The organism is Nitrosococcus oceani ATCC 19707 (assembly GCF_000012805.1).
Taxonomy (GTDB): domain Bacteria; phylum Pseudomonadota; class Gammaproteobacteria; order Nitrosococcales; family Nitrosococcaceae; genus Nitrosococcus; species Nitrosococcus oceani.
The window spans coordinates 1,190,425-1,214,064 of record NC_007484.1 but is presented as its reverse complement, the minus strand read 5'-3'; the positions used below and the strand labels follow the sequence as shown (position 1 = coordinate 1,214,064).

Annotated in this window: 33 protein-coding genes and 2 pseudogenes; 15 read left to right on the top strand and 20 right to left on the bottom strand. The window is 48.1% G+C overall.

Annotation, left to right across the window (positions count from 1 at the left end):
- Positions 1-130: 130 nt before the first annotated feature.
- Together NOC_RS06060 and NOC_RS06055 are read left to right on the top strand one after the other, a co-directional pair.
- Positions 131-508, top strand: coding sequence for a YbaN family protein (locus tag NOC_RS06060; protein ID WP_002810838.1), 378 nt, complete (start codon positions 131-133; stop codon positions 506-508).
- A 121-nt stretch (positions 509-629) separates the two neighbouring features.
- On the top strand, positions 630-1,073 hold the full coding sequence (locus NOC_RS06055; protein ID WP_002810021.1) for a methyltransferase family protein: 444 nt from the start codon (positions 630-632) through the stop codon (positions 1,071-1,073).
- A 137-nt stretch (positions 1,074-1,210) separates the two neighbouring features.
- Here the strand turns inward: NOC_RS06055 and NOC_RS06050 are convergent, their stop codons facing one another.
- From NOC_RS06050 to NOC_RS18580, 5 genes are all read right to left on the bottom strand, one after another.
- Positions 1,211-1,555: a hypothetical protein gene (locus NOC_RS06050; RefSeq protein WP_002811400.1), complete on the bottom strand. Its 345-nt coding sequence runs from the start codon at positions 1,553-1,555 to the stop codon at positions 1,211-1,213.
- 319 nt (positions 1,556-1,874) lie between these two features.
- Entirely contained in the window at positions 1,875-2,207 is a 333-nt protein-coding gene (locus NOC_RS06045) for a type II toxin-antitoxin system HicB family antitoxin (protein ID WP_002809907.1), read from the bottom strand.
- Positions 2,204-2,434 carry a type II toxin-antitoxin system HicA family toxin gene (locus NOC_RS18585; protein ID WP_011330561.1) on the bottom strand — a complete coding sequence of 77 codons (231 nt, stop codon included), beginning with the start codon at positions 2,432-2,434 and terminating at the stop codon, positions 2,204-2,206. Before NOC_RS18585 ends, NOC_RS06045 begins: the two co-directional genes overlap by 4 nt.
- Positions 2,435-2,664: 230 nt before the next feature.
- Positions 2,665-2,919 carry a type II toxin-antitoxin system HicB family antitoxin gene (locus tag NOC_RS06040; protein ID WP_011330560.1) on the bottom strand — a complete coding sequence of 85 codons (255 nt, stop codon included), beginning with the start codon at positions 2,917-2,919 and terminating at the stop codon, positions 2,665-2,667.
- A 239-nt stretch (positions 2,920-3,158) separates the two neighbouring features.
- Positions 3,159-3,350, bottom strand: a complete 192-nt coding sequence (locus NOC_RS18580) for a tetratricopeptide repeat protein (protein ID WP_370992006.1) — start codon at positions 3,348-3,350, stop codon at positions 3,159-3,161.
- Positions 3,351-3,395: 45 nt separating this feature from the next.
- Here NOC_RS18580 and NOC_RS06035 point away from each other — a divergent pair, with 45 nt between their 5' ends.
- Entirely contained in the window at positions 3,396-3,857 is a 462-nt protein-coding gene (locus NOC_RS06035) for a DUF768 domain-containing protein (RefSeq protein ID WP_002811699.1), read from the top strand.
- A gap of 196 nt (positions 3,858-4,053) precedes the next feature.
- On the opposite strand, the pseudogene NOC_RS06030 reads toward NOC_RS06035, so the two are convergent.
- From NOC_RS06030 to NOC_RS06000, 6 genes and pseudogenes are all read right to left on the bottom strand, one after another.
- A pseudogene (locus NOC_RS06030) lies at positions 4,054-4,372 on the bottom strand (HigA family addiction module antitoxin).
- Between the two features lie 10 nt (positions 4,373-4,382).
- Positions 4,383-4,670 (bottom strand): type II toxin-antitoxin system RelE/ParE family toxin, encoded by a 288-nt coding sequence (locus NOC_RS06025; protein ID WP_011330558.1) that lies wholly within the window; start codon positions 4,668-4,670, stop codon positions 4,383-4,385.
- A 524-nt stretch (positions 4,671-5,194) separates the two neighbouring features.
- Positions 5,195-5,476 carry a BrnT family toxin gene (locus NOC_RS06015; protein ID WP_011330557.1) on the bottom strand — a complete coding sequence of 94 codons (282 nt, stop codon included), beginning with the start codon at positions 5,474-5,476 and terminating at the stop codon, positions 5,195-5,197.
- A 23-nt stretch (positions 5,477-5,499) separates the two neighbouring features.
- Positions 5,500-5,835 (bottom strand): hypothetical protein, encoded by a 336-nt coding sequence (locus NOC_RS06010; protein ID WP_002808871.1) that lies wholly within the window; start codon positions 5,833-5,835, stop codon positions 5,500-5,502.
- A gap of 96 nt (positions 5,836-5,931) precedes the next feature.
- Positions 5,932-6,741, bottom strand: a complete 810-nt coding sequence (locus NOC_RS06005) for a DUF5677 domain-containing protein (RefSeq protein ID WP_002808885.1) — start codon at positions 6,739-6,741, stop codon at positions 5,932-5,934.
- Between the two features lie 253 nt (positions 6,742-6,994).
- Complete coding sequence (locus tag NOC_RS06000) at positions 6,995-7,720, bottom strand: hypothetical protein (RefSeq protein ID WP_244860073.1); 726 nt, start codon at positions 7,718-7,720, stop codon at positions 6,995-6,997.
- A 421-nt stretch (positions 7,721-8,141) separates the two neighbouring features.
- On the opposite strand from NOC_RS06000, the gene NOC_RS05995 reads away from it, so the two are divergent.
- Positions 8,142-8,414 (top strand): type II toxin-antitoxin system Phd/YefM family antitoxin, encoded by a 273-nt coding sequence (locus tag NOC_RS05995; protein ID WP_002811449.1) that lies wholly within the window; start codon positions 8,142-8,144, stop codon positions 8,412-8,414.
- Positions 8,395-8,664 carry a Txe/YoeB family addiction module toxin gene (locus tag NOC_RS05990; protein ID WP_011330556.1) on the top strand — a complete coding sequence of 90 codons (270 nt, stop codon included), beginning with the start codon at positions 8,395-8,397 and terminating at the stop codon, positions 8,662-8,664. Before NOC_RS05995 ends, NOC_RS05990 begins: the two co-directional genes overlap by 20 nt.
- A 235-nt stretch (positions 8,665-8,899) precedes the next feature.
- On the opposite strand, the gene NOC_RS05985 is transcribed toward NOC_RS05990, so the two are convergent.
- From NOC_RS05985 to NOC_RS05965, 4 genes are all read right to left on the bottom strand, one after another.
- The gene (locus NOC_RS05985) at positions 8,900-9,199 is read right to left on the bottom strand and encodes a hypothetical protein (RefSeq protein ID WP_002811231.1); all 300 of its coding nucleotides are present in this window, start codon (positions 9,197-9,199) and stop codon (positions 8,900-8,902) included.
- A complete protein-coding gene (locus NOC_RS05980) occupies positions 9,189-9,482 on the bottom strand; it encodes a BrnT family toxin (RefSeq protein ID WP_002809924.1) in 294 nt (97 codons plus the stop codon). Before NOC_RS05980 ends, NOC_RS05985 begins: the two co-directional genes overlap by 11 nt.
- A 394-nt stretch (positions 9,483-9,876) precedes the next feature.
- Positions 9,877-10,485 (bottom strand): hypothetical protein, encoded by a 609-nt coding sequence (locus NOC_RS05970; protein WP_002810496.1) that lies wholly within the window; start codon positions 10,483-10,485, stop codon positions 9,877-9,879.
- A gap of 376 nt (positions 10,486-10,861) precedes the next feature.
- The gene (locus NOC_RS05965) at positions 10,862-11,164 is read right to left on the bottom strand and encodes a putative quinol monooxygenase (protein ID WP_002811709.1); all 303 of its coding nucleotides are present in this window, start codon (positions 11,162-11,164) and stop codon (positions 10,862-10,864) included.
- Between the two features lie 254 nt (positions 11,165-11,418).
- Here NOC_RS05965 and NOC_RS05960 point away from each other — a divergent pair, with 254 nt between their 5' ends.
- Together NOC_RS05960 and NOC_RS18575 are read left to right on the top strand one after the other, a co-directional pair.
- Positions 11,419-12,183: a phage integrase N-terminal SAM-like domain-containing protein gene (locus NOC_RS05960; protein WP_002808928.1), complete on the top strand. Its 765-nt coding sequence runs from the start codon at positions 11,419-11,421 to the stop codon at positions 12,181-12,183.
- The gene (locus tag NOC_RS18575) at positions 12,101-12,298 is read left to right on the top strand and encodes a tyrosine-type recombinase/integrase (protein ID WP_081430954.1); all 198 of its coding nucleotides are present in this window, start codon (positions 12,101-12,103) and stop codon (positions 12,296-12,298) included. Before NOC_RS05960 ends, NOC_RS18575 begins: the two co-directional genes overlap by 83 nt.
- 51 nt (positions 12,299-12,349) lie before the next feature.
- Here NOC_RS18575 and NOC_RS05955 read toward each other — a convergent pair whose 3' ends face one another.
- Positions 12,350-12,976 (bottom strand): DUF2780 domain-containing protein, encoded by a 627-nt coding sequence (locus tag NOC_RS05955; protein WP_002810056.1) that lies wholly within the window; start codon positions 12,974-12,976, stop codon positions 12,350-12,352.
- Between NOC_RS05955 and NOC_RS17335 the strand changes: the two genes are divergently transcribed.
- On the top strand, positions 12,968-13,234 hold the full coding sequence (locus NOC_RS17335; protein WP_036497250.1) for a hypothetical protein: 267 nt from the start codon (positions 12,968-12,970) through the stop codon (positions 13,232-13,234). The two genes, NOC_RS05955 and NOC_RS17335, sit on opposite strands and share 9 nt — an antisense overlap.
- 124 nt (positions 13,235-13,358) lie before the next feature.
- Here the strand turns inward: NOC_RS17335 and NOC_RS05945 are convergent, their stop codons facing one another.
- Positions 13,359-14,552 (bottom strand): RNA-guided endonuclease InsQ/TnpB family protein, encoded by a 1,194-nt coding sequence (locus NOC_RS05945; RefSeq protein ID WP_002811110.1) that lies wholly within the window; start codon positions 14,550-14,552, stop codon positions 13,359-13,361.
- Between the two features lie 154 nt (positions 14,553-14,706).
- Between NOC_RS05945 and NOC_RS18570 the strand changes: the two are divergent.
- The 3 genes and pseudogenes from NOC_RS18570 to NOC_RS05935 form a co-directional block, all read left to right on the top strand.
- A pseudogene (locus tag NOC_RS18570) lies at positions 14,707-14,802 on the top strand (IS200/IS605 family transposase); the annotation flags it as partial.
- A gap of 280 nt (positions 14,803-15,082) precedes the next feature.
- Complete coding sequence (locus tag NOC_RS05940; protein ID WP_002809628.1) at positions 15,083-15,364, top strand: SelT/SelW/SelH family protein; 282 nt, start codon at positions 15,083-15,085, stop codon at positions 15,362-15,364.
- Positions 15,365-15,444: 80 nt separating this feature from the next.
- Positions 15,445-18,234, top strand: a complete 2,790-nt coding sequence (locus NOC_RS05935; protein WP_002809071.1) for a valine--tRNA ligase — start codon at positions 15,445-15,447, stop codon at positions 18,232-18,234.
- 122 nt (positions 18,235-18,356) lie between these two features.
- Here the strand turns inward: NOC_RS05935 and NOC_RS05930 are convergent, their stop codons facing one another.
- Both NOC_RS05930 and NOC_RS05925 read right to left on the bottom strand, forming a co-directional pair.
- A complete protein-coding gene (locus tag NOC_RS05930) occupies positions 18,357-18,779 on the bottom strand; it encodes a nitrosocyanin (RefSeq protein ID WP_002808750.1) in 423 nt (140 codons plus the stop codon).
- A gap of 283 nt (positions 18,780-19,062) precedes the next feature.
- Positions 19,063-19,653, bottom strand: coding sequence for a protoglobin domain-containing protein (locus NOC_RS05925; protein ID WP_002808633.1), 591 nt, complete (start codon positions 19,651-19,653; stop codon positions 19,063-19,065).
- Positions 19,654-19,817: 164 nt separating this feature from the next.
- Here NOC_RS05925 and NOC_RS05920 point away from each other — a divergent pair, with 164 nt between their 5' ends.
- Positions 19,818-20,417 (top strand): MarR family winged helix-turn-helix transcriptional regulator, encoded by a 600-nt coding sequence (locus NOC_RS05920; protein ID WP_002809962.1) that lies wholly within the window; start codon positions 19,818-19,820, stop codon positions 20,415-20,417.
- A gap of 21 nt (positions 20,418-20,438) precedes the next feature.
- Here NOC_RS05920 and NOC_RS05915 read toward each other — a convergent pair whose 3' ends face one another.
- Positions 20,439-21,503: a M42 family metallopeptidase gene (locus NOC_RS05915; RefSeq protein ID WP_244860072.1), complete on the bottom strand. Its 1,065-nt coding sequence runs from the start codon at positions 21,501-21,503 to the stop codon at positions 20,439-20,441.
- Positions 21,504-21,743: 240 nt separating this feature from the next.
- On the opposite strand from NOC_RS05915, the gene NOC_RS05910 reads away from it, so the two are divergent.
- The 3 genes from NOC_RS05910 to NOC_RS05900 all read left to right on the top strand — a co-directional run bounded on the left by NOC_RS05910 (position 21,744) and on the right by NOC_RS05900 (position 23,451).
- Complete coding sequence (locus NOC_RS05910; RefSeq protein ID WP_002811608.1) at positions 21,744-22,229, top strand: FKBP-type peptidyl-prolyl cis-trans isomerase; 486 nt, start codon at positions 21,744-21,746, stop codon at positions 22,227-22,229.
- A gap of 276 nt (positions 22,230-22,505) precedes the next feature.
- Entirely contained in the window at positions 22,506-23,000 is a 495-nt protein-coding gene (locus NOC_RS05905; protein ID WP_244860071.1) for a uracil-DNA glycosylase, read from the top strand.
- 238 nt (positions 23,001-23,238) lie between these two features.
- The gene (locus NOC_RS05900; protein ID WP_002809306.1) at positions 23,239-23,451 is read left to right on the top strand and encodes a hypothetical protein; all 213 of its coding nucleotides are present in this window, start codon (positions 23,239-23,241) and stop codon (positions 23,449-23,451) included.
- Positions 23,452-23,640 lie beyond the last annotated feature (189 nt).

The following is a 23,640-nucleotide window of genomic DNA, read 5'->3' as shown; positions in this document are numbered from 1 at the left end:
ATTCACAAACGTGAATTCTCCGAATACAATTCTTTAATATAGGAGGTACGAAGCGCAAATTAGTCCAACAAATATTCATCTCCCATAGAATATAAAGGGATAAATGTTTATTTTATAGGTAATTTTACTCATGTGGCTTTACAGAATTATAGGTTTTTTCTTTATAGGAATTGCTATTATAGGCGCTATTCTCCCTCTGCTTCCTACCACCCCTTTCCTCCTCTTGGCGGCAGGATGTTTTGCAAAGTCCTCTCCAAAATTCCACCAGATGCTCCTGGAAAATGCCATTTTTGGGCCTATTATCAAAAATTGGCATGAGCACAAAACTATTTCCTTAAGGACTAAAATCATCGCCATTTCTTCATTGCTCTTTTTTGGCGGCTATTCGGTAATCTTTGCTATCGAAAATACCACGCTCAAAGTAGTAGGGATATTAGCCATTACCATCGGCTTATTTTCTGTCATCAGGATTAAAACTCATCCCATTCACCCGCCCTCTGTTGAATAATATGGGCAGCACCCACCCTCATGCTTTACAACAGAAATAAACGCTATATCTGCAAAGCTATATTTTCCCCGTTCAGCATGATTTTTCCGATGGAACACCCTCCTTATCCTGAAAGGTCATTATGAATACTAAATTGATGGGCTATTCACTGGTCATATTACAATTCTTAGCAATTATTCTATGCTGCTTACCTTTTGGCTTAGGAGATAAAAACCTGATGGCAAGCCTATCTCTCGTGGCTATCGGAGCAGCAGGCGGAGTAATGACTCTGTATTTTAATCAATTAGGCAACTTCAATATTCATCCTGAAGTCAAGCCAAATGCTTTGCTCATTATCCATGGTCCTTACAAATACATTCGTCATCCTATGTATACCAGCCTATTTATAATGATGCTGGGCATCATTATCTATAATTCTCATCCCTTAAATTTCCTTGGTCTAGCTGTTTTGATTTTAGTTTTAATGGCTAAATCTCGCATTGAGGAAAATCTTCTTAGGGAACGGTTTCCCACCTACACAGATTATATGGCAACAACAAAAAAATTTATTCCTTTCATCTTTTAAATGTTTGGGGTCCTAAATGATTCCCATCAACCAACCAACAGAAAAATCTATATTAGTTTTAGTCCTAGGGATAGGGATGTTACTAATCCCTGCTTGTGGGGCTAAAAATATTTATGAGGGAACTCGCCAAAGCAATCTTAATGAATGTAATCTATTACCGGAATCTGCCCGTCAAGAATGTATGCAAAGGATTGAAGATAACTATGAAATATATAAAAATAAGCGGGAAGAGGCGATCCGTAGGAAGAAATAAGGCAGCCTTGAGAAAAGTGCATGAAGTTTGAAATATCAATCCCCTCCAAGGGTTTACGTAGGGTTGCCTCCCGATCTTCCCAAAATTTAACGTAAGTTGCGACTGCTTCGGGCGCGTAGATCCCTGCTCCTTTTCTTTCTTTTCCTTCATCTACGTAGTCTTTGAGTATGACAGGAAGGACCCGGTCTTGGTAATTTCCATCTTTTAGGAATTCATGAATTTCAAACATCCAGTTTGTACTATGCAAAAGGGATCGCTCACAATAACTAATGCATAATCAGTCGTCCTTATCTTCTTTATGTAGGACTCGATATCTTCCGTATATCCTAAAGCACATTCATCTCGAATAAGTTCTATACTGGTCTACCCTAAATTTTCCTTGATTTTACACACCTTACTTGTATCAGAAAGAAAACCCTGGGGCCACGTTTGACACAGTCAATTCTCCGATTCGCGCCGCGCAGGGGCGTGAACGCCCGGCACCAACGGTCAAAAGGATAGCGCAGCGAACATTTTGATCCGGCTGCATACCCTTGTTATAAGCATTTTCATTCATTTACAGACTCTTCCAAAACCTCGACCACCCATTGATTGATACTCTTGTTCGATGCGGCCGCCTTAGCCGAAATTTCACTGTGTAATCTGGGTGGAATTCTTAAGTTAAACTTACCTGAAAATTCTTTTGTGGGCTCTATACCTTTTTCCTCACAAACTTCCAGAAATACTTTTAGCGAGTTTTTAAACTCTTTTCGTAAACTTGCCGGGCTTTTCCCATAGAAATCAGCACTGCCATTCAATCCAAGTATCTCGCCCCGAAAAAGATCAAGATCAGGGTCGAACTCAATTTTTGCTTTAAAGCCGTCAACTTCTAAAACATTCATGGTTTCACCTCGTGTAAATCTAGCCATTCTCGTATGCTATTAACTGCGCCTTTATCCGTGTCTGGTGAAGGATGAGGACGATGAAAAACTTTGACTTCGCCAAATAAAACCACTGCTACTCGGGATCCTGCCCGCTCGGACACATCAGCGCCGAGTGACACAAAAAGTGACTCAATATCGGACCAGGGAATAGTTCCACTAGTAGGGCGAGCAAATATCCTTTCCAACGTTCGTTAGTGCTTCCGTTTCATGCGAAAATAGTACCATACAATGGTACTATATCAGTTAATGCTTATAATCGGAATGTTGACTAGCGAATTCTCCTAGGTAATAGACGTACGGCATCTGATGATGCAGGAGGTTCTGCCAATCGAACGGTTGTTCGCCACGCGCTGCGGCGCGGATAGATCACCAAGGAAAGCAGCTCACTGTTAACCGCGTCCGTTCGAGCGCCTTATTAAGGGGAATTACCCGCCGATTTTCGGGATAGAGAGGCCCTGGCATATCTTCTCCGCGAGCCGATTCTATCGTCAGGTAGTCCACGAAGCATATCCTCTCGGCGGTCCGCAAGAATAAGAGAAATCGCCTCGGCAAGGCTCTCTCGAGCCTCGTCCTTTGTACGACCCTGGGCATTTGCACCCGGTATTTCAGGGCAATACGCGATATACCAGTCGCCATCACACTCGAAAATAGCTGTAAATTCGTTGGTCATTCGCAAAATATACCTCGAAAATCTACCCCCTAGCTTGCAGCCGCCTAACGCCGTAAATCAGCCGAGCCCGAAGGGGCGTAGCGGAAAATTGGCCGGCTACATCTACCTGTTATGTTTCTAACGTATCAATTGACACCAGGCGTAATAATTGAAAATACGCACTTAGATATGAAGGCGCGAAGAGCGATTGCGCCGCTGATGCCGTCATTCTTGCCCACGGACTTGGTGCAGAGCGTTCGCTACAAGCCTTGCTGAAAACAAGTAAAGAAGCACTCCCCATAGACTGGGTTAACAGTCGTGCTCAATGTTTGTGGGTGACTACCACCCAATACGCGCTCGTTTAGCTCAACGGCCTTGCGAAGCAGCGGCTCGGCTTCGGCGATGCGGCCCATGTTTCGATACACAGAGCCAAGATTGTTTTTTAGGACGATAGTCGCAGGGAAGCGTAGCGACTAAAGTTATTGAACCACAAACACATGTCATGTGATCTTTACGATTCGAAAGTAAACCAGAAAAACCCCTTTCTATATCGAGCGACTATTGAAGCATTCAATCAGTATGTAGTAAAATTTTTTTATTTAGACCGAAATATCGGGTGGATCACAGTGGTCCGGGAAACCGGCCCCGAATATGATGCAAGAGGTAGATGGGCAGTCATGAGCAAGCGATTCCTGAGGTGGGCTGAGACCTGGATTGAGGAAAACATCCCTCCCGGCGCCAATACTGATATCGAGAGCCACGAAGCGCGGGCAAAGCGGCTGATAGAAGAAATGTTTGCCGAGGCGGCCGCAGCCAACTTCTCAGACTTCGAGACCGAGGAGGAGCGGGAGCGCATAGCGCCCCAGGTTCTGGCCGCGGTCTCGGACGACACCGATTTCGACTACGATGCCTTTACGCTCAAGTATCTACTGGCTCAGGAAACTGAAGACGGTGACTGAGCCCCGCCGTCCGACTCACTCGCGCCGGCTCACCAGCGCATTTAGCATGGTCCATAGAAAGCTTGAATCAATTGGGGTCTGGCCCTGTTTTTTCAACTGGCAAGGTAGATCGTCCTATTTTTGTGGATAACGTCTGCCATGCACCGGTGGCAAAATCTCCGCTTCGCGCCGGTTTTGCCACCGGTGCATGGCCTGGTTATGCAACATGTAGCGGCTTAATCCGAGCCACTTCTTCCTTGACCGACTGAGCCGCCCTCCAAAGATCAACAGATCGCTGAGAATTCAGCCAGAATTCCGGAGAGTTACCAAACAAACGAACAGGCGAGCCGAAGTGCCATTTCAGGACTGACGGCACGGCGCTCACGCAATAATTCATTAACTGACTGTCGAGAGACACCCAGAGATTCAGCTAGCCCTGCAACGGTCAGGCCATAGTCAGGCAGGAAATCCTCTCTCAGCATTTCACCAGGATGAGTCGGCTTACGCTGCATACCGGTATTATTAAGAATGGCCATAGTCATTACCTCACTCAGTGTGGTAGTCACACACTTCGACCTCATACGCATCGCCATCCTCAAAACGAAAACAGATACGCCACTGTTTATGTATTGAAATTGCGTGCTGCCCCTGCCTATTTCCAGAAAGTGGGTGAAGGCGATTGCCGGGCGGCACCTTCAAGTCCTCTATCTGCTCTGCCAGATTCACGTATTCTAGTTTTCTGGCGGCTCTCGGAGCTACATCCGCAGGAAACTTCTTTGACTTGCCCATGGAGTACAGCCCTTGAGTTCGCTTATCGGCGAAGGATTTAATCATAAGCCAAACTGTACCGCGTCACGTGACGCTTATCAATAGAGCTTGGTATTTACTGCATAACGCCTGAGCTCAGGTGCTTGGCAGGGCAAACGCAGCTGCAGCGAAATATTAGACGCCAACACGCTGATCTTACGCTGCTTAACCACTATAGATGTGGGGCATCTGATGATGCAGGAGGTTCTGCCAGTTGAGCGGCACCCCCGACTTAGGCAAATGAAAGTTTATTCCTTCTTCAGAGTTAGTAGGTTTGCTGCGTAGTATACGCTTAAAAGAAGCGTATACTATGGGAGATAGCGGCGCGGGTTTACGAGTGTCCGCTGGAGCCCTTTGTTAGGTTTCTTTGAATTTCCTTGCCTCCCAAGTCCATAAGTAAACGAAGTGCTCGATTAACAGACTCGGAATTTTTGAAGACTTCAGCAACGTCTGGATCAAGCAGGACAACGTTCGTACCTTTTCGATACGCCTTATAGTGCTTCCCCCGAACACCGCCCGAGAAATCATACTCAGGGCGCATATCATCTGATTCAGTGTTGTGACTCATATTGCTTCTGCTCTGGCTTCGTAGCACGTCTTGCGCTGATGATTCGGATACTATTCTCTTCCCTTTCAGTATAGGAGACAATGAGAACACGGCCCACCGACGATCTGCCAATACTAAGAAGAAAACGGTACTCGTCCTCTGAGTGGTCAGGATCAGATATGGTAAGTTCCAAAGGATCCCCAAACACAGTCGTGGCTTCTGAGAAGCTTACCCCATGTTTCTTTTCATTATTCTCTGCCTTACTCAAATCCCATTCAAATCTCACAGCTCAAGGTTCCTATTGGAAACCTAACGACGCGCTTTATATTCTGGGCAAATTACCTCTATAGACGCTTTGTACATAGCATCAGACGCAGGAACCCCCCAAAAATGGTAATAACTTTTTTCTAAAATATCCTTTTTATGCTGTCCTTCTTTCAGTGCTTCACAGATACCTGCTCCAAAAGGGTAAATACCTTCAACTGGGGCTTTTTTAAAATATTCTCTCATTTCAACCGATTCCTTTGAGCTATCTTCCGGGAGATATTTTAAAAATATAGTCTTCCATTTCTCTTCTTGTAACTCTGCGTAAACACAACAAGAAAATACCAATAGAGCAATTAAACAACTGGCGGATTTTTTCACATCACTTCCCCTTTAAATAAGTAAACCTAACGCAGAGCTTTGCGGCAATTTTTGAGCCGCGAAGCGGTGGAAAAATTGTCCGCCAACGGCGTCTTGTTAGGCATTGCTGGGCTCACATAAATCGTATTCTTTGAATAAAATGGCCAGCTTTTCGAAAGATTTCTGATAGCTGGTATCACCGTTATCCAGTAGCTCTCGGACATCATCTATGAAGTCCCATAACACTCGCCTCCAACTAAAAGAGCTGTGATTCAATGAATCCTGAAGAATAAGTGTAGAGGTCAAAATAGTGTTTGAGATTACCGTGATCTGAGAGGGAAACCTAGGCGATGGCTGAAGCTTTGTAATAGTGTAAAAGTCTTGCTCACCATCATTGGCCATAGGGTGGACGTGGGTCGAGGCATAGTCATAGCCGTATTTATAAAGAAATTCCATTCCCATATCTTTAGCGACATCCTCCGCCCTCGGGCGCCGCCACGTTGGCTTATTTTGTTCCAGAGCTTTAATCCGTGCCTTTTTCTCATCACTTACTTTATATACCCAGCCTACAGCCTGATCCTTGAAAAGAGCATCGCTTTTTAGTCGGTTTTGGCTTTTGTATTGCTCGAAAAAAGACCACTCCTCGAAGGCGTGAAACTCGTCATTCACTCCGAGGCTGTGCAAATGAAACATTCTATCGACCAAGGCTCTATGTATAATCCAGGCATTCTGAGTGTCGCCGTTATCCCAAAGCGAAAAAACGCTTTTAAGCGTCATGGCTGAGCGGGCAACGAAGTTCCTGATAATTAGGTTCTTAGTGTCATAGTCGTGTTTGGCGAATGAGAAAAGCACCATTTCACTGGCCGCATAGAGTGCATCTGCGGCAGCTCGGTACACCTCAATGGTTTGATACTGCTTCTCAGCCATACTTTTGCCTAATCGGGGAGTTGACGGGCGGCGGGCTCTCCTGCATACATAGGCGCACGGCGTCTGATGATGCAGGAGGTTCCGTCAGTCGAATGGTTGTTCGCGACGCGTAGCGGCGCGGGCAGCCGTTTGGCGTAGTCAGCTCCCCGATTCGCGCCGCGCAGCGGCGCGAACGATGGTCGTAACCGGGCGGCCGCCACAAACTCTGATTTCAATATCCGCATTGTCGGCCGCTCCGGTTCACACGGCATGGTTATTCATCTTTGTTTTGGTTTCCAGGGCTCGAATCCTCCGACAAGGGCGCAGCTGCCTGTATACACAAGCCGTAAACATCATCCCCGCCCAGATATGATCCAGGCAGCGGAATGTCGCTTGGCAATCCGAAACCAGGAATCCATTGCATCATCGTGGGATTCGGCGGTTCATCCAACGGTCCGGCCGCGACCTTGTTTCGGATAGCCTCGACATCAAGTATCAATTGTTGCAACGTCTTGGTTGTGACCGGCAGTATCGCGCCGAAGTTTCCACGTTTGATCAACTGCAAACATTTCCTGAGTTCGTATGCTCGCTTCAAAACCTCTGGACCGGGATCGACGTATAGCGTTTCTAGCAGGAGCGCCAGACAGCCGTAGGAGACCAACGGGAGCGCATCGGAATTGCTGGACAATTCTGATACCACGAGAGCATTTCCGGTCAATTCGGTGAAGAGGGCTCCCAGTTTGCGAAGGTTTTGTCTCTGCGCATCCCGTGAAAGCACGACGTTTTCACGTTCCATGTAGTCGGAAACAGGGCTGTCGCTCTTTTCTGGGTCGCTATCAATCTGTTCGGTTATTCGTCTCAATTCAGATTTGAACGTTGCGATTTTTTTCGGGGAAATTCCATAGATGAGCAACCAATAGCCCCGAATATCCGACGGGATGTGCTTTGCTCCTTGTGCCAGCAGGATAGTTCTTTTGCTGAGAGAATGCCGTAACGCCAAGTTCGTAGAAAACGTTTGGATTCGCGTCTGTAATGTCCGCCAAAACGATGTATGCGTTACGCAGTCGTTCAATGATACTTTTGATTAGACTTCCCGTTCCAACTTCGGCGCGACCGCACTGGAGACCGCAATTTTCTATCGCAGGCTGGAACACGTCTTCGTAGATTTCAGTCCACTCATTCTCCGAGCACGACTTGGTAGTCGAGAACGGCATGATGACGAAGACATCACGCTTGTGGAGGAGTGGCGGTAAGTCGAACATCGCGGATTCCAAATCTAAGGTTTTGTCTGTGATGAATAACGTTGCAAATAACCGGCAGGTTGAGGAGCGCAGCGACGAAACCCGTCCGAGTTGATTTGCCTTGTTAGGGCTTTTTGTCTATATTGTACGGGATCATCGTACAACTGAGAACATCGACCAATGGATAGCGTAAGTGTAAATAAGTTTAGAGATAATTTAAAAACTCTGGTAGAACAAGTGGTTAGCAGGCATGCGCCGCTGAAGGTCACACGCCGCGGTGGTGACGATTTCGTGGTGTTGAGCGCCGAGGATTGGGAACGTGAGCAAGAAACACTATTTGTATTGCAGAGCAATGACTTAATCCGGCAAATAGCGGATTCATTGCGTACCCACGAGAAGGGAACAGGATACAGGCCTTCAGCCGAGGAAATGGATGAGATCACTGGTTTTTGAAGGCAATACCTGGACCACATACGAGAACCTTCGTGAACGCGACAAAAAACTACATAAAGCGCTGCGTAGCGTATTAAAAGAAATGCTGCGCGGTGACCCCACTACAGGAATGGGAAAACCTGAACAGTTGAAACATAGCCTTTCCGGCCTTTGGTCCCGGCGCCTTAGTCGAAAAGACCGCATCGTATATAAGTTCGATGATAAATACATCTATATTTTCGCCATCGGAGGTCACTACGATCAGTTTTGACAGCCCTAACTCGGGGAGTTGACGGGCGGGTTCTCCTGGATAATAGATGTGGGGCATCTGATTATGCAGGAGGTTCTGCCAGTCGAACGGTTGTTCGCGACGCGTAGCGGCGCGAACGCCTGAGTTCAGGTGCGTTTGACCCGCCGCCTACAGCGATTTGTTAGCTGCCACCGCGGTTAACCTAACAGAAACGATGCGTTGAGCCATATTCCTGTCACTGCGTGCACCACTTTCCTTAATCGACCGCCTGCTGAGAATCACTAGCTTCAATAAGTACCTGATCGACAAGCGCTGGATCAACACCGCGAGCTTTTAGAGCTTCAGCCATACGTTTTGCTGGTGTGAAATAGAGCTTTTTCTCGTCTCGGCGCATCCCTTCACTGATATAGGCTCGGATAAGCGGCTGGTAGCCGGCGAACCCTAGCTCCGGAGCCATTTCCTTGAGCCCTTCAACCACATCCTTCGGTACACGAAGGGTAATGGAAGTCATAGGGCGGTCCTTTTTCAGGCGCTTTTTAATCCGTTCATTGATCATATCTTTGCCGCTCCTCGCGAGTGGCCTTTCGGGCTGAAATAATACGAATGCCGCTCTCTTCGATTTGAATGTTCACGACATAAAGTAGCCGATGATACCCATCAAACCCGATTAAGGCATCTCGTACTTCATCATTGTCGCTGGCGTCTTCCAACCGGAAAAAGGGATCGAAGAACGCCGTAGCTGCTGCTTCAAACGAGACCTCATGCTTGGCAAAATTTGAATGGGCTTTCTTACTGTCCCATACAAAAGTGGTTCCATTGAGCTCAAAGGTCATGTCCATAGAAGCACTCTATCTAGATGTATGGACATCGTCAATACGTATTGGTTCCGACCTTTCTCTGGCAGCTAATCGGGGAGTTGATGGGCGGGTTCTCCTGGATAATGGATGTGCGGCATCTGATTATGCAGGAGGTTCTGCCAGTCGAACGGTTGTTCGCGACGCGTAGCGGCGCGGGCAGCCGTTTGGCGCAGTCAACTCCCCGATTCGCGCCGCGCAGCGGCGCGAACAGATTGCGGCTCACCCGCGCAGGGCGGCGCAACGATTGGACGAGGCAAGTAAGCGCTGCTGCCCGAACGAGGCAAGGCGGTGAAGCCCTGCGTCGGCGTGCAGCCGCGGGTTATGCGCACTGGAAGGATCTCGCTCAGTTTAACTTTCCAATCATGTACCCGACTCTCTATCCTGTATCTGACCAAGAATAGGGAGGTATACTTTCAATATCGCTATATAAAGCTTGAAGAAATATTTCTCTCTCAACTAAAAAGTATTTCAAATCATATAGAAAGCTTCTAATATTTTTAGCCTCTTCTTCTAGCTTTTTGCGCCTAAAATATCTCAAGGTCCATCGAGTGTACATGATTGGCTGACCAACGAGAGAAAAACCGAGTAGCAAGTCTATTCCTCTTGTCCCCCCACTACTCTCAAACTGTTTCAACAGTCTATTATAATATTCAATAGCCTTTAAGAATGCTTCCTCGTATCGAAGGAAGGCGGTCTCTTTCTCGTCCAATAAATCATAGCATACAGCAACTATTCTAGTGGCTTGTGCAGATTGAAGTGGAGTATCGACAGTTATGGCTTCAGAAAATGAACGCCTTGCATCGTGAAGCAATTTCTTTCGTAGTTCTGTATTACTAACCGAATGCATTTCCTCTAAGTATCTCAATCCTACATTATAATGTTTCTGAATGAGCCTTTTTACATTTTCGTCAATATTCTTTAGAGTATCCTCGGAAACTTCATCTCGGGCAATGGCAATGATTATGCTAATAATATTGTTAGACATCTTCTTCGTTGCCGTGTCACGAAATATTCTGCTTAGATCTTGCCATAGTCGTGTCATTTTGCACCTATTGTTTTTCGTGAATAAGCGCCAAAACTATCATGTAATAATCCAAATATTTCTGTCGCACAAGACATTAGGCTAGAGGGCGTGTGGGCGCATAATCGGGGAGTTGACGGGCGGGTTCTCCTGCATACATAGGCGCACAGCGTCTGATTATGCAGGGGGTTCTGCCAGTCGAACGGTTGTTCGCGACGCGTAGCGGCGCGGGCAGCCGTTTGGCGCAGTCAACTCCCCGATTCGCGCCGCGCAGCGGCGCGAACGCCTGAGTTAAGCCGCGCCGCGAAGCGGCGTCGGCTTGAACGAATTGTTAGGCTTGCTAGCCAGGTAGCTTTGCCGCAAGTACATCAACCTTTTCGATGGACGGGGGCTCGGAGAACAACTCACCTGCCTTAGCCATCAACTCGGCTGCGACCTTGCCGGAGAGATGGGCCTGCCGACCCGCTTCATCCGGGAAAGCATCAAAGATTCCGAAAGTGCTTGGTCCAAGGCGAATGCCAAACCACGCAGTGGTGTCAGGCTCCTCATTGACGATGGGAAGGCCGCTCACAAGGAAGTTCTCAACCTCTTTCTCTTTTCCGGGTTTCGCTTCAAGGCGAACGAACAAGGCTACTTTGACCATGGCATGTCTCCTGTTGTTAAAACGACATCACGATGCGCGATGTTCTCTTGCAAGTCTAACTATTGATTATCAAGCCAATCTGCCTGATAAATTGATATTGCCGGCTTTTTCAGGCACTTTTGCCCTGATAATACCCAAATCATGTACATTTGCCTTGATAACCTGATATTAGCCATCAATTCAGGCAAATTTGCCTATATAATAATAGGTCGCCTCACTATAGCCATTAATTGTTTATAGCCACTAATGATTTGATGTCAAGCACCAAATCGCCAACCTTGCTGGAAGATGTTCGCCGCATCATGCGGCTCAAGCATTATTCACTGCACACCGAGCGCTCTTATTGCGAGTGGATTAAGCAGTTTGTCAAATTTCACCAGCTCAACGAAAGAGCTGCGCTGTTTGAAAACAGTGAAGTCAAGATAGAAGCGTTTTTATGCTATCTGGCAACAGAACGTAAAGTAGCGTCTGCCACCCAAAATCAGGCGATGAATGCGTTGGTGTTTTTATACAAGCAGGTTCTGGATATACCGCTGACCAAGCGTATCGAGGCCATTCGCTCCAAAACCAGTCGGCGTGTGCCAGTAGTGTTGTCGTTGGACGAGATCAGGCAAGTATTGCCACGGGTTGAAGGCGTGGCGCAGTTAGTGGTGAAACTGTTATACGGCAGCGGCTTACGGATTAGCGAGGCCGTTCGGTTGCGGGTGCAGGATCTCGATTACGATTATAAACAGACTACCGTGCGCTCTGGTAAGGGCGATAAAGACAGGGTAACCCCGCTTTCTGCGGCCATGATACCGTTACTGCAAAATCATTTTAGAAAAGGTCAAGGCGATTCACGAGCAGGATTTGGCCGACGGCTTCGGTGCAGTGTATTTGCCGTATGCGCTGGCAAAAAAATATCCTCATGCCGAACGGGAATGGGGCTGGCAATATGTGTTTCCGGCCCGTTCGCTATCGGTAGATCCTCTGTCGGGTTTGACTCGACGCCATCCTATAGATCAATCGCTGATCAATAAGGCGATCAAGGCTGCGGTTCGACAAGCGGGTATTACCAAGCGAGTTTCTGCACATACCTTTCGGCACAGTTTTGCCACACATTTGCTGCAACGCGGCAAAGCAAGGGGGAAATAGCGATAAACCTATTTCTCCCTCTCCGCTTTATTTGAATCGATATTACCGAAATCAAGGCGTACCTAAGGCTGACTGCAATAAATTAGCTACTGCTTGCCCGCCAGTATTCCTCACGTAATTCGTCACTACGGGTACAAATTGGCTGACCATATCAGGAGAAAGATTCAATTGTTGAAATGAGGAGGCTAAGGAAGCCATGCTTCCTAATGCATTGTTCGCATCACCCATCATTGAGGAAAGGCCGCCAGCCATACCTGGCGCCGAACCAGACACTTTAGGTGCCGCTTTTAGCATATCGCTCATTCCTGGCACGGATTGAGATAGGGTTGTAAAATCCTGGGGCTTCATGTTAGTCCTGGCCTCTTGGAAAATTGCGCCAGCACCTCCCATGGCTTGCTGGTTAGAAACACCTAATTGGTTAACTAAAATATCCGCTAAATCAGCTTGGCCAGTCTCCATATTTTTAGCGGCGGTTGTTCCTGATTCAATCGCTTGTCTTCCCCCCTGTGCTGCTTGTTCAACTGCTGCTAAGCCACTATCCACGGAGCTAGCAACATTTTCTTCTCCCCCACTAGTGGCACATCCCATGCTCGATAAAATCAGCATTAAAATACCAATTTTTATACAAACTATTATTCTCATTACAATTCCTTTCTTTGGAGTTTCGCCATGACTCATTTCAATTTTGTTCCTACAAAATCTTATCAGCCTAGCAAATTCGCGTTTCAACGGGCGCCTCGGGCTGGCCACGACTTAGCGCGCAAGGCCCTCGGTTGGGTACCACCCTCCACGCCCATCACTTCTCCTCCTCCCGAGGATAGGTCGCGCTTGTGGCAACGAGAAACTCATAGCGCCAATTCATGGCAAAACGCAAGCAACTTGGCCCTCGCGCTCGATGCGCCACTTCGTTTCGCACTCTCGCTGGAGGGCCATTAAATATCCAGGTTTAATTCCAATGCGGCCCCTTTTTACTCCGCTTCAGTTTAATTTAACTTACTTGGGAGTGTCTATCCCTTTAATTCGGTGGTTGTGACGCACCATTAAGTGACTGCTCTCCGCCCTATCGGACGGAGCTTCCCACTTCAACGGCAGCCACCGGCGGCATGCCGGATTTACGCAAGCCTCGATGGGCAGAGACGGACAGCCCTTCCGCCTTCAACTTCAAAATGCCTTGATGTTGGATGTTCAGCGCCGCGTTGATGTCGCGGTCATGGCGCGTGTGGCAGGTAGGGCACGCCCACGACCGGATATTTAGTGGCATGGCATCCATCTTGTGCTGGCATACATGGCAAGTTTTTGAGCTGGCAAACCAGGGGTCGATCTTGACCAGATGTTTGCCCTGCTCCTTGGCCTTGTATGCCAGCTTGGCGATCAAGGCGTGCCAAGAGGCATCGCCGATATGCTTGGCGAGCTTGGCGTTCTTCATCATGTTGTTGACTTTCAGCGTCTCGACGATCACCGCTTGGTTGTCGTCAACGATCTGCCGGGACAGTTTATGCTGGAAGTCACTGCGGGCATCAGCGACCCGCTCGTGAGCCTTAGCGACCAGTAGGCGTGCTTTTGCTCGTTTGGAACTGCCTTTTTGCTTTCGTGACAGCGACTGTTGCTTGCGCTTGAGATTTTTCTGAACCTGCTTGATAAAGCGTGGATTGGCTACTTTTCGTCCAGTGGAGTCAATCGCCAGGTGCGAGAGACCCATGTCCAAGCCGAGCACCTTGGTGGCGTCGATAGCCGTCATCGGCTCAGGGACAGGTTGCTCGGTTTCATACAGGAGAGACGCGTAGTGTTTGCCGGTAACGGTGCGCGACAGGGTGATGCTTTTCAATTTGCCCTCAACGGACCGATGAACTCTAGCCTTGATGGGGCCGAGCTTCGGCACCTTGACCCAGCTTTCACCGCAGCTCACGCTCATGCAATGGTAGCTCGACTGCTTGCCACGCTTGCGCTTGAACCGGGGATAGCCTTTCTTTTCCTTGAAAAAACGCTGAAACGCCTTGTCGAGATTGATACACGCTTGAGCGAGCGCAACCGAATCCGCCTCCTTCAACCATCCATACTTACGGGACTTCTTGGCCACAGGCAACAATTTCTTGGTGTCATACTTGGCGCTCAAGGATTGGCCGTGTCGCTTATAGCGGTGAGACATAATGCGAAGGCCGGTGTTATAGCAAAACCGCACGCTACCGAACTGGCGGTTCAGAAACTCCGCCTGCTCCCTCGTAGGGTAGAGACGTATCTTCGTGGCTTTTAGCATGTCGGTATACCTTACCACAACGCCCCTATATTAGAGAGTGTAATAGGAAAATCAAGTGAGGGTGCAGCGTAATTATCGACGCGGCCGATATAGCGTTACCCGGCTTGTCGTCCATCTCGTGTTCACGACAAAATACGATCTTGAGCACAGCGCCGCGCTGTGCTCAAGATCGTATTTTGCGTGCAGCGCGGGAGGCGCCACCCTTGAAACGCTCAAGGCATACGTCAATGGACAGAAAACACCCGACTAGGCTCGCTTGCGCGACCCCCGCTTATATCCCCGCCCCAGTGGGCGGGGGTTTACGCAGATTTTGCTAAGAATAAAAATGGTAATTTATTGTTACCATGGGAGTATCCTGTGACGCGGCCTTCCGGAGCGATTTGGAGATAAAAAACGTTTACCGCTGCTACTATCATAATGCTCAATCAAGTGTACGGCCTAGTATGATAAGGTCAATATCGCTTCCATAGATATATACCCATCAGGGCCTTACGCTAATTCTTTCAGTGTTACTCAACATATACTGGAATATGTCTAATAAAATAGAAATCCAATACTGTACCAAGTGCCGTTGGTTGCTTAGAGCAGCCTGGATAGCGCAAGAACTATTAACAACCTTTGAGCAGGAAATTTCAGAATTAACGCTGCGCCCTGGAACCGGTGGCGTTTTCAATATATTTGCTAACGGTAAGCTTGTCTGGTCGCGAAAAGAAGCCGGTCGATTCCCCGAGATTACCGAGCTAAAGCAGCTTGTCAGAAACCAAATAGCCCCCACCAAGGATCTGGGTCATGCGGATAAAAAACATAAATGAAATGTATAATACTTAAACCACGGGCAGAATTTCTGTCCTTTCCGTTTCTCTAATAAATAAACAACGATTCGCCGACCCCCATGGATAAAAACTATAACCCGCAAGCGATAGAACAATACTGGTACCAGATCTGGGAGCAGAAAGGTTATTTTACTCCCCAGGGGAAAGACTCCTCCTACTGCATTATGATCCCGCCCCCCAATGTCACCGGGCACCTCCATATGGGACATGCCTTCCAGAGCACCATTATGGATGCTCTAATCCGCTATCACCGGATGCGAGGGGACGATACCCTATGGCAAGTAGGTGCCGACCATGCCGGAATCGCAACCCAAATGGTGGTAGAGAATCAACTAAATGCCGAAGGGAAAACCCGTCACGATTTAGGACGAGAGGCTTTTATCCAGAGAGTGTGGGAGTGGAAGGAACATTCAGGTGGCACCATTACCCGTCAGCTCCGCCGCATGGGAACCTCCGTGGATTGGAGTCGGGAACGCTTTACCATGGACGAGGGCTTGTCCCAAGCAGTAGGTGAAGTCTTTGTGCGCCTCTATGATGAAGGACTCCTCTATCGCGGCAAGCGCTTGGTAAATTGGGACTCGGTACTCCATACGGCCATCTCGGATTTGGAGGTTATCTCGGAAGAGGAAAATAGCCACCTTTGGCATATGCGCTATCCTCTGTCGGATGGCAGCGGGCACTTGGTAGTGGCCACCACCCGCCCCGAGACCATGCTAGGAGACACGGCAGTGGCGGTCCATCCGGAAGACCCCCGCTATCAGCATCTCATCGGCAAAACGGTTGCTTTGCCTCTGACAGATCGCACCATTCCCGTGATTGCCGATGATTACGTGGAGCCAGAATTTGGCAGCGGCTGTGTAAAAATCACTCCAGCCCATGATTTTAACGACTACGAAGTGGGACAACGGCATGGGCTGCCCTTCATCAACATTTTTACGGTGGATGCCTCTCTCAACGAAAACGTCCCTGAGAGATATCGGAACTTGGACCGCTTCGAGGCCCGCAAGCTTGTCGTAGCCGATCTGGAAGCCGCCGGTTTATTAGAGAAAATTGAAGATCATAAGTTAATGGTACCCCGGGGCGATCGCTCCCGCACCGTCATCGAGCCTTATTTGACCGATCAGTGGTTCGTCAAAACCGCCCCCCTGGCCGAGCCTGCGATTCAAGCAGTAGAAAATGGCCAAATCCGCTTTATTCCCGAAAACTGGAACAAAATTTATTTTGAGTGGATGCGAAACATTCAAGATTGGTGTATCTCCCGCCAAATTTGGTGGGGACACCGGATTCCGGCGTGGTACGATCCAGAAGGCAAAATCTATGTCGCACCCACGGAAACCCAAGCCCGCCAAAAATACAACCTTCCTCCCGATCTCCCTTTAGAACAAGACCCGGATGTACTAGATACCTGGTTTTCATCGGCTCTGTGGCCTTTTTCTACCTTGGGATGGCCGGAGGACACATCCCTGCTGCGAGCGTTCTACCCTACCAGTGTCCTGGTCACCGGATTTGATATTATCTTTTTCTGGGTGGCCCGGATGATCATGATGGGCCTGAAATTCACAGGAGAGGTTCCCTTCCACGAAGTCTATATTCATGGTCTGGTTCGCGATGCCGAGGGCCAGAAGATGTCTAAATCCAAGGGCAATGTCCTTGATCCTCTGGACCTCATTGATGGCATCGATCTGGAAACTTTGGTCACCAAGCGAACCGGCGGTTTAATGCAACCAGCCATGGCCAAGCGCATAGAAAAAGCGACGCGTAAGGAATTTCCCCAGGGAATTCCCTCTTTTGGCTGCGATGCCCTGCGTTTTACCTTCGCTATTCTGGCTACCCGAGGCCGGGATATCCGCTTCGATTTGGGCCGAATTGAGGGCTACCGCAATTTCTGCAATAAACTTTGGAATGCGGCACGCTATGTCCTGATCAATGTATCTTCGGAAATATCGGTTGAGAGACAAGGCAAGCCGGAGCAGGCCGAAGAAAATCTCATGCTAGGCGCCCCAGAACGCTGGATTATTTCCCGCTTCCACTCAACCACCCAGGAAGTCATCGAAGGTATCGAAAACTACCGCTTTGATAGAGTTGCCCAGGCGATCTATAATTTTACCTGGAACGAGTATTGCGATTGGTATCTGGAACTCTCTAAACCGGTGCTCAATAACCCGGCCAGTCCAGAAGCCGCCAAGCGGAGAACCCGTCACACACTGGTACATGTGCTAGAAGCCCTGCTACGTCTTGCCCATCCTATCATTCCTTTTATTACCGAGGAAATTTGGCAGCAAGTGGGACCCTTGGCTGGCCGCCAAGGAAAAACCATTATGTTGCAACCCTATCCCCAACCAGAAATCGATAAAATCGATGAAGACGCCGTTGCGGAAATAGAGTGGGTCATCGCCTTTGTTACCGGGGTACGCTCCATCCGTTCCCAAATGAATATCGCCCCTGGCAAACCCATTCCCTTATTGTTACAAGCCGGAAAGGCCCATGACCGGACCCGGTTGGAATCTAATCAAAAATTTCTCGCGGCCTTAGCTAAACTGGACTCTATTCAATGGTTAAAAGATGAAACCCCACCGCCTGCGGCGACTGCCCTGGTAGACGAACTCAAGCTTCTAATTCCTCTGGCTGGGCTTATCGACAAGGAAGCAGAACTTAAACGACTGGATCGGGAAATGCAGAGAATGCGTAAAGATCTAGCGCGAGTCCAAGGAAAGCTCGCCAACTCTAATTATGTGGAGCGGGCTCCAGCCGAGATCGTCGCAAAAGAACGCCAGCGGGCACAGGAAGTAACTGCTGCCTTAAGCACACTAGAACAACAACATGCCGAGATAACAGATTTAAATCCTTAAAAGGCATAAAAAAATTGGGCCGGATGGAAGGATACCCACCCGGCCCAACGATAAGCTGCAAATAAATTAAGATATTGAATATTCTATCTACGGCTTATTTTCATAGATTTTCTGTAAGTTCCTTATTTTTCGACGACATTCAAGGAACCAGGCAGATGGATATTCATGGGATGGAGCTGGCACCAAATAGTGAAAGCGCCGGCCTTGTCAGCCTTGAATTTAATGGTTTTGGTCTCTCCTGCTTTAATGACTTCCGAGATGCCATAAGCGTCGATGGAGAACCCCTCACTAATGGGGGACTTATTTTCTACGGTAATCTCTACTGGAGTTCCTTTCCGAACAACCAGCGCCTCGGGCTCATTAAGCACATTAAAGGCGCGAATATCCTTAACGGTTACTCCTTCCACCTCAAGCTTCGGAATATTCGTATCATAAGCATTGATAACAACTGTAAAACTTTGTGCTTTCACATCCTTTGCTTGCGCTGTGCCCATCAGTAACAGCCCAAGAGCAAAACTTATAAATATAGCTTTAGTTATTTTCATCAATTACCTTCCTCTGTCCATTTTTAGTACACATGAAACAGCCCTCTTTAAAAATCTTAAGGGCGCTTACAACTCCCTAACAAACAAAACAGCATTCTTCTGCACCTTTAGATTAAAAGACAGAAACGCTAATTGTTGTCAGGATTGTATTCGGTTTATATTTATTTTAGGATCTTGACCCTTTATTTCGTCTCAATACCTTAAAGGAGAGGAAATACCCCCGCCGTCAATATTACCCTAAATATCTAAATTACTTGCTGCCGATCAGCAAATAATTCAACCATCAGTAGTCCTCCTGACGCAGGTAAGGATTAGTCCATAAAGTCACCTGGAGCAGCAACGATTTAAACCAAGCCTGGTGCATTTTTTCAACTTCCTCCGCACTATGGCCTTTTTTCTCCAAAAACGGTTTAATGGTAGCCGTAATGGGATAAATAAAGGTAATCAAATAGCGATAACTAATGATAGGCACGGACTGCACATTATCTGTCTTATTTTTCTTGGTATGATAGTGCCTCAGACCAATTTCATGCTGGTAGTTAAGCCAATCCTGATCATAGGTGCGGTTACAAGTATCCAAAATCCACTGAGCGAAACGCTTGCGTACGGCAGCTAAATAGCTACTATCAGGCTCACCCTGCAGGTCGCTAAAATAGCGCACTAGATGAGGATGAGAACCGACAAAGCCATACCATAAATCCAGAACCTCCTCAACTTGGTCCCCTAACACTTCGCCAGCAAGACGTAAGTATTTTTCATCCTCTTCAGTAAAGAGCACTGTCTTTTTGAGGAGATCAAAATCCTCCAAGGAAACAGGGGATTTAGCTACTGCCTGCGTTCCATAAGTATAACCCGGTATTTCTTTCTCGCCCATTGCCTATTACCTGTTTTCTTTACTTCTTCTTAAATTCATAAGCACCAAAAAATCAAGGGGCCTTTAAACATAGGGTGTTATCGAGTCGATACCATAGATGAGCATCCCAAGAGATGTCAAGCGAGTATCGATCCCACGACAGTTTTTAAGTATCATAATAAATTATGGACAAGCAAAAGCTGTTTCAGCTACTAGAGCGTGTTGGCACCCTGCTGCGGGCAGAAGAACGTAAATCGGCAACGACACTAAACCTACATCCGGCTCATCTCCAAGTTTTACGTTATCTTGCCCAATGTAATCGGTACAGCGATACACCTATGGCGGTATCAGAGTATCTTGGCACCACCAAGGGTACAACTTCCCAATCATTGTTGGTATTACAACGGCAAGGATACCTCCGAAAAAAATCCGATCCGAAAGATCGGCGCGTCGTCCATTTAGAACTCATGCCGAAGGGCCGGGCACTTACCAGAAAACTTGCTTTATTGGCCAATAAGGAAAAAACCCTAGCCGGGTTAGCCACGGCAGAATTGCAAGTCACTCAGCAAGTTCTGGAACGATTGTTATGCGATCTTCAAAAAGCAAATCACCACCGCACCTTTGGCCAATGCCATACCTGCCGGTATTTGCTAACGACCCATGACAAACAGCTTTTCCGTTGTGGCCTAACCCAGGAACTGCTCAGGGCGGAAGAAACTCTAAAGATTTGCCAGGATCATGCCTTCCCCTCCCCTTCCCGCAGCCTGGAAATTACAGCAAATTAACAACACGAAGTTAATCTTTTGCTAACCCTCCTCCGTCTGGGTGCAGTAGGCGTAAAGTATTTCAATACAATGGGCAATGGCGCCTAAATGGGCGATCTCATAACCATGTGTGTTTTGGGTAGGGAAACCTAAACAAGCGGCCCGTGGCACGTGGCCATATTTCATGGCAATGGAACCATCACTGCCGAAACCGCTAATCACCGCCAGTTGCAAGGGGATTTCTCGCCGGGCCGCGGCTTGCCTGATAAGTCCATTGAGTCCCTCATCGTAAAGACCATAACCGTCCTGGGAAAGCAGCACAGGAGCGGTGCCTTCTTTGATGAAATATTCAGGCGCCAAGGGACATATCTCCAAAGCAATCAAAGCATCCAGAGAATGACACCGGCTAAAGTAAAGCGCTCCTATTGCTCCCACTTCTTCCTTGGCAGAGGCCACCAAATAAACATCTACTAAGGGTTTATGAAGCTTCTGCGCCAATGCCAGCAAAATCGCCACTGAAGCCTTGTTATCCAACGTATAACTGGCAATGTAATCCTTAAGGCGGAAGGGGCGCTTGCGGTGTTTTCCCACCACCATCCGCGTACCTGAACGCACTCCGGCGGCCTCCAGCTCTTTTTGCGTGCATTTGGTTTCCACCCAGGCATGCTGCCATTGCAGTGGCGCCTGATCTTGCTGGACTTTCTGCGGGCTCTCATGGGAAACATGGCGGGAACCAAACGAAAGAATACCGCTAATGCAGGCATGGTCGCCTAACAAATCCACTACCCCTTCTCCGTAGACCCAGGGGAAAGCGCCGCCTAGCTTCCGCACCTCCACTTGCCCTTGGCTATTACTAGTTTTCACGATTGCGCCAATTTCATCCTTATGGGCGGTAATCGCGATTGCCCCGGGATTTTTCCCCCTAACTTTCACAACAATGTTGCCCGCGGCATCTTGCCAGACAGTCTGCCCTAACGCCGTGAAACGTTCTAACAACCATCCATCTATTTCTTGCTCGGCCCCACTGGGAGAATGGCGCAAGACCAGATCTTCTATCTGCGCAAATAGCCGTTCATAACTCATCGAATCCATACGATAATTATACACTACAGCTAGATTCTCATTTCATCCGTCCGTATGCCAGCATCATTCAAGAAGAGAGTGCGGAATTTTTAGTTTTCTCAAATTAAATATCCACTCAAATTTCCACCTTCTGCCTCTCCCCGAACTTCAGAGGGACTATTAATTTTGAATTAATACGTCTAAATTTAACTAAACACTATAAGTGAATAACGAAAACCGATACTCTATATAAACTTACCGCCGCAATTATAAGGAGGCGTCATTATGCAGGTTGCTGATAAAAAAGTAGTTTATATCCATTACACCTTAAAGAATCAGGAAGGCGCCGTGCTTGACAGCTCTTCCCAGAAAACGCCCTTAGCCTATATACACGGGCTCGGTAATATCATTCCAGGTCTCGAAAAGGCGCTAGCCGGAAAATCCGAAGGCGATAAACTCAATGTCAGCATAGAACCGAAAGATGCTTATGGAGAGCGTAATGAAACACTGCTCCAGACCGTTCCACGGGACGCTTTTCAGGACGTAGAGGAGCTGGAGGAAGGTATGCAATTTCAGGCCCAGACCCCGAATGGCCCCCAATTGATAACGGTGGCTGAAATCGAGACGGATCAAGTACTGGTGGATGCCAACCATCCCCTCGCAGGCGAAACACTAGACTTTGACGTGGAAGTCGTCGATGTCCGCAACGCCACCGAGGAAGAACTAGAGCACGGCCACGCCCATGGCGCGGGCGGCCATCAGCACGCCTAGCGGTACGACCATTACAATCCTGCTCTAACCCCACAAAGGCAAGCCCTACTAGGACAGGGCTTGTCTTCTTTGGAGTTTCGCCATGACTGATTTCAGTTTTGTTCCTACCTGTCTGCGTGCGGACACGCACAGGCAGGCACTCTCACTGGGGGGGCATTCAACATCCATGGAGAACTCCGATGCAAACCCCTCCCCCTTTCCATGGATGATTTTTTAGAAAAGGCCGTTACGCTACAGGAGCTAAAATGGCACTGCGAGCGCTCTCTGGGTCCCGAAGTGCCCAAAGGCGAAAAATTGGTATTCGGAGAAGGCCCATCCCCGGCAGAAATCATGATTATCGGTGAAGCGCCGGGCGTCCAGGAAGCAAAAACCGGCCGGCCCTTTGTGGGAAGCTCGGGAAAATTGCTCACCCAGTTATTGCATCAAATCGGCTTGAAACGAGAGCACGTCTATATCAGCAATATTCTTAAAACCCATCCTCCCGGCAACCGCAAACCTTATCGCAGCGAAATTAAAAGAGAACTCCCTTTTTTGCTGCGGCAAATTGAGCTTCTCCAACCCCAGCTATTGATATTACTAGGGGCAACCGCCCTCCAAGCCCTGCTCGATCCTAAGGCAAAAATCACCGCGCTGCGGGGCCAATGGGTAGAAGTCAAAAAGCTGCCCACCTTCGTTACCTACCATCCCGCGGCGGCCCTGCGGGACGAAACCAAGAAAACAGCGCTAGAGCAAGACTTCGCAGTGCTTCAAAGGCATCTGGAATCTCGCTAATTCCAGGCTCCGCTGATTTCCTAGGATAACCTCGTTCAGCGACACCCCGGCTTGCCAGTAAGCCCTGGAACATCTCTCCTCCTCAGATCTGCCTCGGCATAACAAAAGGAAGAGAAGCATAGGCGCTCACCCCCAACGATAACCGGGTTGGGGAAAACAACCTCATTCTTTGTTTGCTTTTTGCCTTGTTTTTGACTACAGAACTAGATAGGAGTCTGTCATAGAGAAGGAGAGGCTCATGAACAATATCAGAGAACATGCTCATAATCTTGAAGATCATATAAAAACGCTTCGAGAACTGGATCGATACAGGAAAGAGAGCGCAGCGCTGCGGGAGGAAGGCTTTAAGGCATTGGATAAAGAATGCCCACCCATCGAGACCGAAGCCCAACCAACCGAAGTCAAAGGGCGAGGGAAAACAGCCGTCAAGGAATTTGTCCAATGGTGGTGAATTGACGCCTGGGAAAAAGAAGCAAGGAATCTTAAAGGTAGCGATATTTCACTTGAGAGATTACTCAGATGTTATCCTAAGAAGCACGGCCAGCTAAAAAAACTCCAGAAACGCTTAAATAAGTGGAAAAGAAAAAAGGAGAAGATTTCATGGTGGCAACCCTGGAACAGGTAAGGCGCTGTGAACGCC

Bases quoted from the DNA above. Each gene is read 5' to 3' on its own strand.
- NOC_RS05925 (WP_002808633.1), bottom strand. From the start codon at position 19,653: ATGGGCGAGAAAGAAATACCGGGTTATACTTATGGAACGCAGGCAGTA.
- NOC_RS06045 (WP_002809907.1), bottom strand. From the start codon at position 2,207: ATGAATGTTTTAGAAGTTGACGGCTTTAAAGCAAAAATTGAGTTCGAC.
- NOC_RS06005 (WP_002808885.1), bottom strand. From the start codon at position 6,741: ATGGCTGAGAAGCAGTATCAAACCATTGAGGTGTACCGAGCTGCCGCA.
- NOC_RS05990 (WP_011330556.1), top strand. From the start codon at position 8,395: ATGAGATCACTGGTTTTTGAAGGCAATACCTGGACCACATACGAGAAC.
- NOC_RS05910 (WP_002811608.1), top strand. From the start codon at position 21,744: ATGCAGGTTGCTGATAAAAAAGTAGTTTATATCCATTACACCTTAAAG.
- NOC_RS05965 (WP_002811709.1), bottom strand. From the start codon at position 11,164: ATGGTCAAAGTAGCCTTGTTCGTTCGCCTTGAAGCGAAACCCGGAAAA.
- NOC_RS05980 (WP_002809924.1), bottom strand. From the start codon at position 9,482: ATGGACATGACCTTTGAGCTCAATGGAACCACTTTTGTATGGGACAGT.
- NOC_RS05955 (WP_002810056.1), bottom strand. From the start codon at position 12,976: ATGAGTCATGGCGAAACTCCAAAGAAAGGAATTGTAATGAGAATAATA.
- NOC_RS05920 (WP_002809962.1), top strand. From the start codon at position 19,818: ATGGACAAGCAAAAGCTGTTTCAGCTACTAGAGCGTGTTGGCACCCTG.
- NOC_RS05900 (WP_002809306.1), top strand. From the start codon at position 23,239: ATGAACAATATCAGAGAACATGCTCATAATCTTGAAGATCATATAAAA.
- NOC_RS05945 (WP_002811110.1), bottom strand. From the start codon at position 14,552: ATGCTAAAAGCCACGAAGATACGTCTCTACCCTACGAGGGAGCAGGCG.
- NOC_RS06060 (WP_002810838.1), top strand. From the start codon at position 131: ATGTGGCTTTACAGAATTATAGGTTTTTTCTTTATAGGAATTGCTATT.
- NOC_RS06035 (WP_002811699.1), top strand. From the start codon at position 3,396: ATGTCATGTGATCTTTACGATTCGAAAGTAAACCAGAAAAACCCCTTT.
- NOC_RS06025 (WP_011330558.1), bottom strand. From the start codon at position 4,670: ATGATTAAATCCTTCGCCGATAAGCGAACTCAAGGGCTGTACTCCATG.
- NOC_RS05970 (WP_002810496.1), bottom strand. From the start codon at position 10,485: ATGTCTAACAATATTATTAGCATAATCATTGCCATTGCCCGAGATGAA.
- NOC_RS05995 (WP_002811449.1), top strand. From the start codon at position 8,142: ATGGATAGCGTAAGTGTAAATAAGTTTAGAGATAATTTAAAAACTCTG.
- NOC_RS05930 (WP_002808750.1), bottom strand. From the start codon at position 18,779: ATGAAAATAACTAAAGCTATATTTATAAGTTTTGCTCTTGGGCTGTTA.
- NOC_RS05935 (WP_002809071.1), top strand. From the start codon at position 15,445: ATGGATAAAAACTATAACCCGCAAGCGATAGAACAATACTGGTACCAG.
- NOC_RS17335 (WP_036497250.1), top strand. From the start codon at position 12,968: ATGACTCATTTCAATTTTGTTCCTACAAAATCTTATCAGCCTAGCAAA.
- NOC_RS06040 (WP_011330560.1), bottom strand. From the start codon at position 2,919: ATGACCAACGAATTTACAGCTATTTTCGAGTGTGATGGCGACTGGTAT.
- NOC_RS05960 (WP_002808928.1), top strand. From the start codon at position 11,419: ATGTCAAGCACCAAATCGCCAACCTTGCTGGAAGATGTTCGCCGCATC.
- NOC_RS06050 (WP_002811400.1), bottom strand. From the start codon at position 1,555: ATGTTTGAAATTCATGAATTCCTAAAAGATGGAAATTACCAAGACCGG.
- NOC_RS06055 (WP_002810021.1), top strand. From the start codon at position 630: ATGAATACTAAATTGATGGGCTATTCACTGGTCATATTACAATTCTTA.
- NOC_RS05940 (WP_002809628.1), top strand. From the start codon at position 15,083: ATGTCTAATAAAATAGAAATCCAATACTGTACCAAGTGCCGTTGGTTG.
- NOC_RS05985 (WP_002811231.1), bottom strand. From the start codon at position 9,199: ATGATCAATGAACGGATTAAAAAGCGCCTGAAAAAGGACCGCCCTATG.